15 protein-coding genes are annotated in these 13,432 nt (G+C 37.8%); 5 read left to right on the top strand and 10 right to left on the bottom strand.

Annotated features, from left to right (window positions below; translation table 11 throughout):
• Window positions 1-9: 9 nt before the first annotated feature.
• Together F9U64_RS06970 and F9U64_RS06975 are read left to right on the top strand one after the other, a co-directional pair.
• On the top strand, window positions 10-771 hold the full coding sequence (locus tag F9U64_RS06970; RefSeq protein WP_153402296.1) for a rhomboid family intramembrane serine protease: 762 nt from the start codon (window positions 10-12) through the stop codon (window positions 769-771).
• A gap of 9 nt (window positions 772-780) precedes the next feature.
• Window positions 781-1,218 carry a hypothetical protein gene (locus F9U64_RS06975; RefSeq protein ID WP_153402297.1) on the top strand — a complete coding sequence of 146 codons (438 nt, stop codon included), beginning with the start codon at window positions 781-783 and terminating at the stop codon, window positions 1,216-1,218.
• A 211-nt stretch (window positions 1,219-1,429) separates the two neighbouring features.
• Here the strand turns inward: F9U64_RS06975 and F9U64_RS06980 are convergent, their stop codons facing one another.
• On the bottom strand, window positions 1,430-2,893 hold the full coding sequence (locus tag F9U64_RS06980) for a degradosome RNA helicase CshA (protein WP_153402298.1): 1,464 nt from the start codon (window positions 2,891-2,893) through the stop codon (window positions 1,430-1,432).
• 631 nt (window positions 2,894-3,524) lie between these two features.
• Here F9U64_RS06980 and F9U64_RS06985 point away from each other — a divergent pair.
• Window positions 3,525-4,424, top strand: a complete 900-nt coding sequence (locus tag F9U64_RS06985; RefSeq protein ID WP_153402299.1) for a DMT family transporter — start codon at window positions 3,525-3,527, stop codon at window positions 4,422-4,424.
• A gap of 33 nt (window positions 4,425-4,457) precedes the next feature.
• On the opposite strand, the gene F9U64_RS06990 is transcribed toward F9U64_RS06985, so the two are convergent.
• From F9U64_RS06990 to F9U64_RS07030, 9 genes are all read right to left on the bottom strand, one after another.
• On the bottom strand, window positions 4,458-5,186 hold the full coding sequence (locus F9U64_RS06990; RefSeq protein ID WP_153402300.1) for an alpha/beta hydrolase: 729 nt from the start codon (window positions 5,184-5,186) through the stop codon (window positions 4,458-4,460).
• 99 nt (window positions 5,187-5,285) lie between these two features.
• Window positions 5,286-5,606: a YppG family protein gene (locus F9U64_RS06995; protein ID WP_194287302.1), complete on the bottom strand. Its 321-nt coding sequence runs from the start codon at window positions 5,604-5,606 to the stop codon at window positions 5,286-5,288.
• A 73-nt stretch (window positions 5,607-5,679) separates the two neighbouring features.
• Window positions 5,680-5,916, bottom strand: a complete 237-nt coding sequence (locus tag F9U64_RS07000) for a glutaredoxin family protein (protein WP_153402302.1) — start codon at window positions 5,914-5,916, stop codon at window positions 5,680-5,682.
• Window positions 5,917-5,980: 64 nt separating this feature from the next.
• Window positions 5,981-6,451, bottom strand: coding sequence for a MarR family winged helix-turn-helix transcriptional regulator (locus tag F9U64_RS07005; protein WP_153402303.1), 471 nt, complete (start codon window positions 6,449-6,451; stop codon window positions 5,981-5,983).
• 73 nt (window positions 6,452-6,524) lie between these two features.
• The gene (locus F9U64_RS07010) at window positions 6,525-7,928 is read right to left on the bottom strand and encodes a hypothetical protein (protein ID WP_153402304.1); all 1,404 of its coding nucleotides are present in this window, start codon (window positions 7,926-7,928) and stop codon (window positions 6,525-6,527) included.
• Window positions 7,925-8,617 (bottom strand): ABC transporter ATP-binding protein, encoded by a 693-nt coding sequence (locus tag F9U64_RS07015; protein ID WP_153402305.1) that lies wholly within the window; start codon window positions 8,615-8,617, stop codon window positions 7,925-7,927. Before F9U64_RS07015 ends, F9U64_RS07010 begins: the two co-directional genes overlap by 4 nt.
• Before the next feature lie 206 nt (window positions 8,618-8,823).
• Window positions 8,824-9,144 carry a thioredoxin family protein gene (locus F9U64_RS07020; protein WP_153402524.1) on the bottom strand — a complete coding sequence of 107 codons (321 nt, stop codon included), beginning with the start codon at window positions 9,142-9,144 and terminating at the stop codon, window positions 8,824-8,826.
• A 78-nt stretch (window positions 9,145-9,222) separates the two neighbouring features.
• On the bottom strand, window positions 9,223-10,035 hold the full coding sequence (locus F9U64_RS07025; protein ID WP_153402306.1) for a DUF368 domain-containing protein: 813 nt from the start codon (window positions 10,033-10,035) through the stop codon (window positions 9,223-9,225).
• A 16-nt stretch (window positions 10,036-10,051) separates the two neighbouring features.
• The gene (locus F9U64_RS07030; protein WP_153402307.1) at window positions 10,052-11,152 is read right to left on the bottom strand and encodes a CapA family protein; all 1,101 of its coding nucleotides are present in this window, start codon (window positions 11,150-11,152) and stop codon (window positions 10,052-10,054) included.
• Window positions 11,153-11,369: 217 nt separating this feature from the next.
• Between F9U64_RS07030 and F9U64_RS07035 the strand changes: the two genes are divergently transcribed.
• Both F9U64_RS07035 and F9U64_RS07040 read left to right on the top strand, forming a co-directional pair.
• Window positions 11,370-12,062 (top strand): ABC transporter ATP-binding protein, encoded by a 693-nt coding sequence (locus tag F9U64_RS07035; protein WP_153402308.1) that lies wholly within the window; start codon window positions 11,370-11,372, stop codon window positions 12,060-12,062.
• Window positions 12,059-13,396 carry an ABC transporter permease gene (locus F9U64_RS07040; RefSeq protein ID WP_153402309.1) on the top strand — a complete coding sequence of 446 codons (1,338 nt, stop codon included), beginning with the start codon at window positions 12,059-12,061 and terminating at the stop codon, window positions 13,394-13,396. Before F9U64_RS07035 ends, F9U64_RS07040 begins: the two co-directional genes overlap by 4 nt.
• The last annotated feature ends 36 nt before the right edge of the window (window positions 13,397-13,432 follow it).

Below are 13,432 nucleotides of genomic sequence, written 5' to 3' on the forward strand. Positions count from 1 at the left end.
AAGTGTTCTATGTTTACTCGAACAGAGAGTTTCAAAGATTTTCTCCGGTTCTATCCGGTTACTTCTGTAATAGTTGGCTTACAAATCGGCATATGGCTTATCAGTATTCTATTTGAACCGATTGGAGATTATATTTACTATTACGGGACTGGTATGCATTACTTTATTTTACAAGGTGAGTATTGGCGTCTTCTCACATCTATCTTCTTACATGCAGGTGTTGGACATATTTTCTTCAACTCATTTTCCCTTATTCTGTTTGCACCAGCGCTTGAGCAGATGCTGGGAAAAGTGAAATTTATTTTTTCTTATTTATTCGCAGGGGTTTTGGCCAATGTTTTAACATTATTTGCGATTACTCAACTAACCTTTAACCATGCAGGTGGATCTGGTGCTATTTACGGACTGTTCGGTCTTTACTTATTTATGGTGTTGTTTGAGAAGAAACTAATCGATCAAGGCAGTGCGAAATTAATTACTATTATTATCATCATTGGCCTTGTGATGACGTTCATTAATGCCAATATTAATATTGCCGGTCATTTATTCGGTTTTATCTCCGGTTTTGCACTAGGACCTGTTGTCTTGCGCAATGTGAAACCTTTCTCACCATACCGAAATGTAAGAAAACCGAGAGCAGATGGGGAGATTGGCTTTGATCCAAACCGCTGGAACAAGAAAAGATATCGCTACAAAAAATTCATCGCACCAGTTATTACTGTCATTTTTATTATTTTAGTAATTTTGGGAATAGTTTCATCATTTTTTTAGGAGGTTATCATGTTATCTGTATGGGCTTTTACTATAGCAGCAATTATTGCAGGAATTGGTATTCTGATTAATTTCAAAAGTCTGATCAACAAATTGATCCGGAGAATTGAGCAGAATGACTTTCACTTTCACGGTGTTCAAAAGGATCAGTCGAAATATTTTATTATGGTAGCCGTAATTGAGGCAATCCCAATCTTTCTGTTTGTTTTAGCATTTATCTCAATGGAGGATAGCACCGTCTCATTATCGGCAAAAATCATTCCACTGCTTATTATTATCGGCATTATCGCTCTATGTATTGCACAAGTGCTGTCCGCAAATCATGATATACCGAAAGATAAATTATCACAGCAAGAGAAAGGCTTAATCAGGACGACTACTTTTGTCGGCTTAGGAACAATTCTCGCCATTCCTATCGCTTCTTTGATACTGCTCTTCATTGTCTAGCATTAGAGACATAACAAAATAGATGAAGCAGGGTCCGCGGTGAAAGCGAGTATTTTCCCCAGCGGTGTTAGCATTATCTATATTAGTACATAGTGTGGGACTACTATGAGAGATCCTTTCCTGTTTTCCGAATGCAAATAATCCGGACGAATTCAATTATGAAATCGTCCGGATTATTGTATGGACAAACTGCTTTTGCCCTGTCTTCTATTTAACGTCCTTGTTTATTATTGTTTGAGCGTTTGTTCTGGAACTTGCGGTTGCGTCCTCCGCCTTTACGTCCGTTGAATCCGCCGCGTTTGTTGTCACCTCTGAAGTTTTTCTTTCCACCCTTGTTCTTGTTTGCTTGTTTCACACTCACAGGTTGAACAGAGCTTAATGTAACAGGTGTCAGACGACGTTCTTTTGTTAACATTTTTAATGCTGCAGAGACAATTGTTACAGAATCATACTCCTCTAATAATTCTGTTGCCGTTTCGCGGTAATCCGCTAAGTCTTTCTTTTCAATTGTTTTGATTAATTTCTGTACAGTTAATTGTTGCTGGCCGCGTTTTGCTTCATCAAAGCTAGGCGGAGTCATTCTCTTCATTTTACTCTTTGTCACTTTTTCAATTAAGTGTAAATGTGGTGTCTCTCTTGGTGTAATGAATGAAATTGCTTCACCCATTTTACCAGCACGTCCAGTACGTCCGATTCGGTGAACATAGCTCTCCGGATCTTGTGGAATATCGAAATTATAAACATGTGTAACACCAGAAATATCTAAACCGCGGGCAGCTACATCTGTCGCTACAAGAATTTCGATACGGCCGAATTTAAATTTGTTTAATACAGAACTACGTTTCCCCTGTGTTAAGTCACCATGAATCCCTTCCGCTCTGAAACCTCGGGCCTGAAGACCTTCTGTTAACTCATCCACACGCTTTTTCGTACGGCCGAAGATGATAGCAAGCTCTGGTACATGTACATCCAACAGGTTTGTTAATGTATCGAACTTTTGTTTTTCGTGAACTTCAATGAAATACTGATCGATATTTGATACCGTCATTTCTTTTGACTTCACTTTCACTTCTTCCGGATCTTTCATTAATGTTGCTGCAATATTGCGGATTTCTTTCGGCATTGTCGCAGAGAAAAGTAATGTTTGTCGCTCATCAGGAATGGCCTTCAAAATATCACGGATATCATCAATGAATCCCATGTTTAACATTTCGTCTGCTTCATCTAATACTGCGATTTTCACATCATCTACACGAATTGTACGACGACGTAAATGATCCAGTAAACGACCAGGCGTTGCCACTACGATATGCGGGCGGTCTTTTAATGCTCTGATTTGGCGTTCCATATGCTGTCCGCCATAAACAGGCAATGTTTTAACACCTTTGACTTTTCCTAGCTTGTGTAACTCTTCAGAAACCTGAATGGCTAATTCTCTAGTTGGTGCAACAACTAACCCTTGAATTTTACGTTCGTTAGAGTCTACTTGTTCAAGCATCGGAATTCCGAATGCAGCTGTTTTCCCCGTACCAGTCTGTGCTTGTCCAATAACATCTTTCCCTTGGATACCTAAAGGGATTGTTTGAGCCTGAATTGGAGTTGCCTCTTCAAAACCCATCTTCTCTAATGCTTTCATAATCGATGCTGAAATACCTAATTCATTAAAATTTGTCACTATTTCGCTCTACTCCTTTTTTTCTAAAAATCTCATCTATTATCATTTTTCTTCGTTATCATTAGTTTACCCATTTATTCCTTGATCCTATCGGAAAATCCTAAGGTTTTTAAGGAAGAAAATAAATTATCAAAATCATCCTAATTTATCAGTAATTACACTATCATAAAATTTTAATGTAATGGAAGATAGTATAAGCAAAACTAAGACTTGCCGACAAGCCAAGTTTACTAACAGAAGTTCTCACTAAGTGGCAGATATTGTGAAAGTATTGTGTATGTAACACAACAATATATGGGATGTTCCAATGAAAAAAGCCTTCCTCCACATTCATTTGGAAGAGGCTTATAAATGACCAATCAATGGATTATTATATCATATCACACTCTTCTGTTTTATTCTATATAAATTTTTCCTCTAATTCAAATATTAAAGTTGCATTTTTATTATGTGTTCAAAAAGGAGGATAAAATGGATCGAGAAGTTCAAGGCAGCGGATACCAAGCCATTGAAGAAATACGATGTGTCAATTTTACCGGACTTTTTGATACCTTTACTAGTTAACTTTTTTTAATTTTCTCTAAATACTGTATACTGAAAAGAAAACAGATCATGTTTGGCAGGTGAAAAAGTGAAAAGTAAACGATTCTATCCATATCTAGCTATTATCATCGGAGTTATCTCAGTATCAACCTCTGCAATTTTTGTGAAAATAGCAGGAGATGCACCTGCTGCAATAATTGCTAACTATCGCTTACTTTTTGCAGCAGTAATCATCCTTCCATTTGTTTTGGTAAACAAGCAGGAATTAAGACAGCTTCAGGTGCGTGAATGGACGATGACAATACTGGCAGGCATCAGTCTTGCCATTCATTTTATTGTTTGGTTTGAATCATTAAATTATACATCTGTGGCCAGTTCCGTCGTGTTGGTAACATTGCAGCCAATCTTCGCATTTATCGGAACATACTTATTTTTTAAAGAGAGATTTTCATCAGGAACAATCATCAGTATGCTCATCACTATTTTCGGCAGTATTATCATTGCCTGGGGAGATTTTCAGCTTGCTGGCAAAGCTCTTTATGGTGACATACTGGCATTAATCGGAGCATTGTTTATAACGATTTACTTCCTTTTAGGGCAACGTACACGCAACAAGATATCGATGACAGCCTACACCTGTATTGCCTATTTCAGTGGCAGTATCGTGCTTGTCGTTTACAACGTTATCGCTGGTAATTCTTTTGTTGCATACAGTGGTGATCAATGGCTTATTTTTGTCCTAATCGCTATTATTCCAACAATACTCGGGCTTAACTTGTTAAATTGGGCTTTGAAATGGGTCAGTGCTTCTGTTATTTCGATGGGGATTGTGTTTGAACCTATTGGTGCCGCCATCCTTGCTTATTTTATCCTTGGCGAACAGGTCTCCTCGTCACAATGGCTTGGTGGAATGATTATTATCTTCGGACTCTTGCTGTTTATTGCAAGCACAAGAAGAAAACGAAGAATGAAAGTAACAATAAAATAGTGTGAGACTTGGATCTTACAGACGATTAAAGCCTTAGCCATTTTCGGCTAAGGCTGTTTCGTCAGGTGATTCGATTAGAAATTGATATACAGCTTTAATGACAACATCTTTATCCTCCCCTAAGCAGATCAGATGCTTCGAATCATGAAAATAGATAATTTGGGCATCTACTGGAATCTCTTTATCCAAATAGTGGACAGCCTTATAGGGAACCATACCGTCCTGTATCCCCTGAGCAATAAAAACGGGACAGGTGATCTCTTTTAAATATGGTTTGGTGAATTTCATACACTTTAAAAATTCCATTGTGGCACGGACAGGGACAGATCCGTACTTTGTCATATAATGCTGATACAGAGGATCTGATTTCAACTTTCTTTTCAGCGCTTTTTGACCAAAATTCAAAATATCCATTGTCATTCGAGGAATACTTATGTATCTGCGGGATGTAGACAGGAGAACCAATTTCGCACACCCATACTTTGCTGCCAGATAAGCTGAAATCATTCCACCCATTGAGAAACCAATAATATAAATGGTTTCATGTCGCTCCTGCAGGTCCTTGTACGCTTTTTCACACGCATCAATCCAATCCTGATACGTGACTGCCGTTAAATCCAAGTCGCGACCAGATCCCAGACCATGACCTGGGAGGCTTGGTGTGACAATCTCCCATTCTGTTGCACTCTCTAAATGTTCTGCTAACGGCAATACTTCATACGGACCGCCAGTAAAGCCATGAAGTACAAGACATCCAGACATTTCATCTCCTCCCTCTCTTATCATACTTTACCCTGTACCATTCGTATTTACGCCACAGAAATATCCTTGCCGGTTGAGACAAGGATCGATAGAGAATTATTAAGCTTTGAATGATTTTACAATATTGCTTACATTTTTAAACAGTGGAGAAACTTGCTGATAAGTAGCAGCTAATTGATTAACTGTCTGAAACACTTTATCAAAATCCATTTCACCATCTTTTGTCTGAAAATAACTTACAATAGAATTAGCTTGCTTGCCAAATGGCGGCAGTGTTTGCTGGTTTTGCTGATAATAAGGTGGTGGCAGATTTGGTTTCTGATAATACTGAAATGGTGTCATTGGAACTTGATTCGGGTATGGCTGCTGCATTTCATGATAGGAATAAGGCTGCCTTGATTGGGCGTTCGCGCGATGCACATCAATCCCCTCCATTTCTTTACACATGTTTAGCTATTATAAGGCTATGCAAAGAAAGGAAAGATTGTGCTTGTTATAAGCCTAAAACCTGGTTTATTTGTTTTGTTTGAAAACCCTGCACCCATTTCCCGCGAACATTCATCACAGGAGTCATATATATATTTTCTTTTTGCATTTCTTCTAGATATTCTTTATTTTTTGACGTATTTTTTGAGATATGTTTTACATTTTTCTCTTCAAGGAAATCAAGTAAATCATCACATTCTTTACAATCTTCACTAACATAAACATGTACTTCATGATGCTTCATAACGGTCCCTCCTAGCGGTAATTATACCTACTAAGATATACCCAAATTCACCGAGTAGTAAACATTAATTTCTGTCTGATAATTTACTCGCATACAAGCCTAGCTTTTTCAGTAAGTCTATTGCAGCTTCTTTTTCTTCCTGAGTTAATCCGGCAGTAATTGCTTCAATCTGTTTCCAATGATCAGGGAAGATATCATTTAAAAGCTCTTCTCCTTCTTTCGTGATGGAAGCAAATGTGATTCTCCGGTCTTTTTCATATGGTGTTCTTTTGACATACCCTTTTTTTTCTAATTTATCGACAACATATGTAATACTTCCGCTTGCTAATAGTATTTTATCGCCAATTTTTTGCAACGGTTGTTCCCCTTGGTGATATAATAATTCCAATACACCAAAATCTGTCGTGTTAAGTCCATAGCTTCTAATATCATCTGCTACTTGATCAGATACGGCCCGGTAAGCTTTCGATAAAACAACAAATAACTTAAGCGAAGGGTCTTGTTTTTTCTTTGTGTATAATTCTCGATCGTCCATCCCTTTCATCCTCTCCACACACTCTCTATTCCCGTATTATAGAAAAACTATAATACGGCGTCAATCAAAGTTTTTACAAATTTTTTCTTTTTACATGAAAAATTTTGTAAATGAATAAAAATACTACATATAATGATGCAAAAGGAGTGACAAAACTCGCCATAATCGCTAAATAACTTAAAGGACCAATCAGCCAGTTCCCGATTGGTGTAGTATACCATTTATGATTAATCTTATGAATCGAGATATCTAACTGATGATTTAAGAGAATATAGGCTGTCACGGAAAAATGAATAAACTGTAACAGTGTCATTAGTTGCAACCCTTGATGGATCCATAACACTGCGCCAAGAATAATGCCAAGTACAGTTAATACTGGATAGATCCAGTAAAGATATGCCCGCTTCATCACATCCATATTCCAGGGCAGACTGTGAATCAGTTTATCCTTCAGACCTTTATGAAAGTAACTTGCTGACATTTTGCTAAATGCAAATATGGCTAAAACTATGGATAACCCTTGAAGTATATCATTTTGAAAGCTTAAAACAACTAAACAGAGTATGATAGTGACGACTGTCTGAACAAAATGTTGCTTTTCCTCCATTAAATTCTTCCGCCACAATTTTCTAAAAATCATTTTATCACGATGATATGGAAATGGTTTTCTCTCCTTTTCAGAACGGAAAAGCTGTTGTAATAATGGCTTCCTGACAGGTTTTATCTCCATTTCGCTCATGCGGTTGACAAAGAACATATTCCATACCTTTGTGTCATTTACATCAATCACACGCATCCAGTCTACCTTTGATAAACGTTTCCCCCAAAGCCATATATTACAAACAAGTAAAATTAAAATTACACTAACTAAAAAGTACCATTGACTGGTAAACTGTGTGAACAAAAGGCGCAAAACAGTAATACTAGTTAACCCGGCAATAGATATGAGGATTTTTTTCTTCCCATTTACTTGATATAAGCACCACTGCGGTAAAATTAATAAAAGCACTGCAACCATAATAATACAAGCCCACTTAATAAGGAACAAGGTGGATATTGGTGTAAGAATTAGTAAAGTAAAAAATAGTAATAAAAAGGAAATAAGCGCCTTTGCTATCGCTTCAATAAATGTATGGAACCATACATGCTGCTTAAGATAAGGTAATGTAGTCATCTTATATTCAGCACTCGTAAATAAGATGCCAGGCGAATGAAACGACAGAATAATAGTACGGATAAATAATCCAAGAATAACAATTGGCATAAATGGTTCTGCTGCAGCTTGCATCTTTTCAAACAATGGTTGAAATTGGATCAGCTGATCATAAATCATAAAAAAGGCCATAACGAGAAAGAAACTAAGGTAGATTGCAATCGTCTTGTCCAGCGCTACACCGAATGCCAGTTTATAGAGTTTCTGCTTCTTTGTCCTTCGGCTTTTGCGAATAAACCGAATGAGCTCCCACGTTCGTTTCATTCTGTCGACCTCCTGGTCAACTCCGCAAAATCCTTCATTATTCCTTTTTCCGTAATGACTCCTTTATGCAGCATAATATAACTGTCCGCAAATTCCCCTACCCTGTCGAGCTGGTGGGAAGTGAGCAGGATACTCGTTCCATTCTTCGCTTTGTCTATGATTAATTGCTGGAGATCAGCAGCAGCATGAACATCCAGTCCCATAAACGGCTCATCAATCAACATTAAGGCAACATCAGGCAATAACGCACAAATAGTCTGAACTTTTTGCCTCATTCCTTTGGACAATGATTCAGGATATTCGTTTAGCTTATCTTCAATTTCGAATAATCTGGTTAAATGTTCCACCCTTTGGTTCAATTGCTGCTCTGACAGACCATAGCTTTGACCGTATAATTGAAAATGCTGCATTGCTGTCAGCTCTGATAATAGAAATGGCTCCTCCGGTATGTAAGCAATCTGTTTTTTATATGTTAAAAATGAATCATCTTGATTAATTCCATTAATAGAGATGTTTCCCTGCTTTTTCTCTTGCCATCCCATTATCGTCTTCATAATGGTTGATTTACCAGCACCATTATGTCCTATCAGTGCCACAATGTTCCCTTGTTCCAAAGAGAAATCTATATCTTGTAAAATCGTGTTTTTCCCTATTTCCACACGCACTCCCTCAAACTTCAATGTCTCCATCATTTCCCCTCCTTCTTTTTATACGGAATAACCCGGTAAAAAGTTCCCATTGATTTAATTCAATACCGCTGCAGGTAAACTTGGGACAAACAAATCATAAGGAAGACCAAGGCGAATTTGTCGATTAAACAGAGATTAATCCCCTGGAAAACCAATAAAAAAAACGAGTATAAAATCTTTGTGCGCGATTTTATACTCGTTCGAAATTAGCTTAATTCCTGCTTTAGGAATTCCAGTACGTCATCTGGCGTTTTGGTGTAGGCACTGTGGCGGTGGGCAGTTTTTTCACCATTTTGGAAAATTAACAGACTCGGGATACCCATTACATCATATTTCTGTGCCAGACCTTCCACTTCGTCACTATTTACTTCATACCAATCATAGTTGTTGTATTGCTCCATGATCTCGCCAATAAACATATCCATTCGTTTACAATCTGGACACCAGTCAGCATAGAACTTAATAATAACAGGCTGATCTGATTGAATAATCTGATTAAATTGATCTATTGTTTTGATTGCTTTGATTGCTTCCATTTGTCTACCCCTTTATATTATTATGATCAAAATCTAACACGCTTCTCTGGACTTAGCAATTTATTTGTTTTATTTGTATTCTACTTTACCAAGTAAGTATGCAAACAATAATCCACCGGCAAATGTAAGAATACTGACAACTGTCTCCATCACATCAACTGGCCAGCCAGGAAAAATAACAAAAACAGATCCAATTACCATGCCAATAACAAAGGCATAAGTAACGTATGGGAAATTTTCCAGAAAATAATGAATCAGCTTACTCATTATTAGAATACCTAGTAATATCCCGATGCCGACTACTAAAATAACAACAATATTTAAATTCTTAATAGAACTGATGATCGTTGTATAAGAGCCAATTACTAAAAGCAGAAAAGAGCCGCTGATCCCTGGTAAAATCATTGCCGCACTTGCTATGAATCCTGAACCGAATAACCATAAATAAGTAGCAGAGGTGAATTCCGTTACAGGTTCTGGTTCACCTGTTTGAAAAAAAACCATAGAACCAACAATTGCGATCCCAATCAAAATAAACACATAATGATTGACCTTGAAATTTTTCTTTGCATTCGATTGATTGAACAAGAATGGCAGCACACCGATAATTAATCCCAGAAATGCAAATTGAGTTGGTCTGGGATAATGCTCAAATAACCATTCAATCAAACCAGCCAGAATAAAAATGGCTGATAACACACCAATTCCTAATGGGATTAAAAACAGTAAATGCTTTTTAAAATCTTTGCTGAACAGTCCATTTATTGCCTCTATTAATCTGTCATATATACCTAGTACAACCGCTATTGTTCCGCCACTCACACCTGGTACAACGTCACTTGCTCCCATCAGTAAGCCGCGATAGATATTTTTCCATTCCATAAAGTAACATTCTCCTCTATTTTTTTATTATTTCTAACTCTGGTAACCATTGCTTCATGTGATTGTCTATTTCGATAAAGTGTTCGTCACTATCAGGTAATTGTTTGTCTGTCACTTCACTTAGCGGCATTATGGAAAAATTGGTCATTCTTCCATCTTCCAGATCATAATCAACAAAGGTTGGGAGAAAGGATGGGCTATGCACCTGAATGGTCTCCTTACCTTGATGAATCTCTTTTTCTACCGCAAATTGAAAGATCCCGCCAATTCTGCGATACAGCTTATCTTGTCCTGATAAGAAGTTTCCTAACGAATAGGCAACTAATGTGCGATCACCATTCTCCCCTTCCACCCATTCCATTGGCTGCAGGACATGTGGATGATGTCCAATCACAACATCAACACCCAGATCTGCAGCAAATTGCGCTAATTGTTTTTGTGTCTGATTTGGATATCTTTCATATTCCTCACCAAAATGATAACTTACTACCGTTACATCTGCTTTTTTCTGCGCTATTTCTATATCTTTCTTTATTTGGTTCCGATCAATTAGGTTGACTAAATAATCCTTGCCTTCAGGTACCGCAATTCCATTCGTTCCATAAGTATAACTTAAAAACGCAACAGAAATCTGTTCCTCTGTTTCAATCACACGTATTCTCTCTTGATCATTCTTATTTTTAAAACTGCCCGTATATTCCATCCCGATTTTTTCGTAATACTGGATGCTATTATTTATAGCAATTTCGCCACGATCCAATGTATGATTGTTCGCCATTGTAACAAGATCTACCCCTATTTCCTGGAGATTGGCTGCTAATTCGAAAGGGCTGTTAAATCTCGGATAACTTGATAAACCTATATCCGTTCCTCCTGTTATGGTTTCCTGATTCGCTATTGTTATGGCTGGCTCCTTTAAATATTTTTGCACATTTTCAAACATTGGCAGAAAATTATATCCAGCCTCGGTTTTTGCTGTGTTGTAGACTCGGTCATGAATCAGCAAGTCCCCTATCGCTGCAATCTGGATTGTCTTCGTCTCTGGCCTTAGTGACTTTGTAAATGTGTGATCTGTTTCTTTCTCTGCCAGCACAAACGACTTTTTATCATGTTCCATTCCCCTTAAATTCTCGCTAGAACAACCAATAATAAATATTAACAATAAGCAACTAATCAACTGTAGGAGACGCACCGTTGTCCTGCCCTTCTCTATTTAATTTGCAAAAACCTATTTTATTTTATCATAACTGCATTATTTTTTTTCAAAAAAGATGAAGTAGTTTTCTTATTTATATCGTCATTAGTAATAGAGAGAAATGATGAGGAGGAAGAAAATGATTGAAGTAAAAGGATTAAATCAGACTTTTATGCTTGGCAAAAAGCACAATCAGACAAAATTACAAGTACTAAAAGATGTCTCGTTCACTGTAGAGAAGGGAGATATCATGGCAATCACCGGACGAAGTGGTTCAGGAAAATCGACATTATTAAACTTAATTGGCGGGTTTATGAAGCCATCAGGCGGGCAGATTTTCATTAATAACCAGAATGTGAGTGAGTTCAATGAAGGGGAATTTTCTGATTTTCGCTTACAGCATATTGGCTTTATCTTTCAAAACTTTCAGCTGATCACCAGTATGACAGCATATGAGAATGTTGAACTTCCGCTTGTCCTCAAAGGGGTTCCCGAAACACAAAGAAATGAACTGGTAATAAACACGTTGGCAAAAGTAGGGTTAGCCGATTATCAAAACCATTATCCTAGTGAACTATCTGGCGGACAGCAGCAGAGGGTGAGTATTGCCCGCGCATTAATTATTGAACCACCCATTATTTTAGCTGATGAACCAACTGGAAGCTTAGACAGTGAAACAGAACAGGATGTCTTAGCATTTATTCAACAGCTTAATCGTGATTATGGGATTACATTTTTAATTATCACACATGATGAAGAAGTCGCTCAAATCGGAAATAAACAAATCCATTTACATGATGGGAAAATAGTGAAAGAGGAGCTTGCACGATGACATGGAAAGATAAATGGCGTTTTGTCCGGAAGAATATGAAAAAGAGTAAGTCAAGAATATTTATGACAGTGCTGGCAACTGCAATGGGCGTTACTTTTCTCATTGTATTAGCATCCGTTGGCTTTGGTCTGCATGATTCTATTATTAAAGAGCAGCTGCAGGACCGTGCAGTCACACAGATGGAAATTGCAGGATTAGAAACAGAGGGAGCCTTTCAGCTAATTACTGATAAACAAATAGAAGAACTGGAAAATATCGAAGGAATGAGAGCAGTAACCAGAAGAGTTGAATTACAGCAAACACCATCCTTTCAGATAGAAGACTACGAAGGAAGTGGATCAACCGTTGTGGCACATTTTCCTTCTGAAATAGAGGCAGGACTGGAACTATCAGAAGGGAAATTACCCGAAAATGATCATCAGGTAATTGTGGGACATCACTTTGCTCAGAATCTTCACCAAGCCAATGTGGAGCCAGATGAATTATATAATGAGAATGGCGAAATAAAGGATGAATACCAATATAGTGAATCAATTGTAGGAAAAGAAATCGAAATGATGATCACCCAAATGGTGGATGGAGAAGAACAGCAGCATTCTATTTCGTTAACTGTTTCCGGTGTGGCGGAAGCCCCGGCAAGAGACTGGATGATAGACACTACTGTCTTTATATCAGAAGCTGTATTAGCAGAAGTAGAAGAGTTTACCGGAACACCACGAGGAGCACGGAATGACCCGGATTATCCTCTTCCGGAAGAAGAGACTCTAGGCTATCATCAAGTAATTGGTTATGCTGATAGTTTAGAAGAAGTTGAGACAATCAGCGATATGCTAAAAGAAAAGAACTATTACGTCTATTCTGTTGCGGACGAACTTAGCCAGATTAATGTTATTTTCACGATTGCTAAAGCCGGCTTGATTTTTATTGGAACGATTGCGATCATTATTGCTTCGATCGGTATATATAATACGATGACAATGGCTGTTACAGAAAGAACTCAGGATATCGGTATCATGAAAGCAATAGGAGCACACCCGAAAAAGATAAAACAAATCTTCTTAATTGAAAGCAGTTATATCGGGGTGCTTGGGGCCATTATCGGGACAGCTGTTGCCTATGCGATCAGCATTTTAGTAAATGCGGGCATTCCACTGATTATCAGCGGCGCAATGGGCGAAGAGCTGCCTGAAGGCTTTCAGTTCTCTGCCATCCCATGGTCACTTGTTGCCATTTCCACTGCTATCTGTTTAATTGTTACGATTCTTTCTGGTTTAAAACCAGCGAGACGTGCTACACAAGTAGATGTATTAAAAGCAATGCGACGGGAAATCTAAACTGATTAAATAATTTTACAAGTATAGGAGAGACAG

The organism is Gracilibacillus oryzae (assembly GCF_009498735.1).
In the GTDB taxonomy this organism is placed as follows: Bacteria; Bacillota; Bacilli; order Bacillales; family Amphibacillaceae; genus Gracilibacillus; species Gracilibacillus oryzae.

What these genes read in the sequence shown, in the direction of transcription:
- F9U64_RS06970 (WP_153402296.1), top strand. Translation starts at nt 10, where the DNA reads ATGTTTACTCGAACAGAGAGTTTCAAAGATTTTCTCCGGTTCTATCCG.
- F9U64_RS06975 (WP_153402297.1), top strand. Translation starts at nt 781, where the DNA reads ATGTTATCTGTATGGGCTTTTACTATAGCAGCAATTATTGCAGGAATT.
- F9U64_RS06990 (WP_153402300.1), bottom strand. Translation starts at nt 5,186, where the DNA reads ATGTCTGGATGTCTTGTACTTCATGGCTTTACTGGCGGTCCGTATGAA.
- F9U64_RS07000 (WP_153402302.1), bottom strand. Translation starts at nt 5,916, where the DNA reads ATGAAGCATCATGAAGTACATGTTTATGTTAGTGAAGATTGTAAAGAA.
- F9U64_RS07005 (WP_153402303.1), bottom strand. Translation starts at nt 6,451, where the DNA reads ATGGACGATCGAGAATTATACACAAAGAAAAAACAAGACCCTTCGCTT.
- F9U64_RS07010 (WP_153402304.1), bottom strand. Translation starts at nt 7,928, where the DNA reads ATGAAACGAACGTGGGAGCTCATTCGGTTTATTCGCAAAAGCCGAAGG.
- F9U64_RS07015 (WP_153402305.1), bottom strand. Translation starts at nt 8,617, where the DNA reads ATGGAGACATTGAAGTTTGAGGGAGTGCGTGTGGAAATAGGGAAAAAC.
- F9U64_RS07025 (WP_153402306.1), bottom strand. Translation starts at nt 10,035, where the DNA reads ATGGAATGGAAAAATATCTATCGCGGCTTACTGATGGGAGCAAGTGAC.
- F9U64_RS07030 (WP_153402307.1), bottom strand. Translation starts at nt 11,152, where the DNA reads ATGGAACATGATAAAAAGTCGTTTGTGCTGGCAGAGAAAGAAACAGAT.
- F9U64_RS07035 (WP_153402308.1), top strand. Translation starts at nt 11,370, where the DNA reads ATGATTGAAGTAAAAGGATTAAATCAGACTTTTATGCTTGGCAAAAAG.
- F9U64_RS07040 (WP_153402309.1), top strand. Translation starts at nt 12,059, where the DNA reads ATGACATGGAAAGATAAATGGCGTTTTGTCCGGAAGAATATGAAAAAG.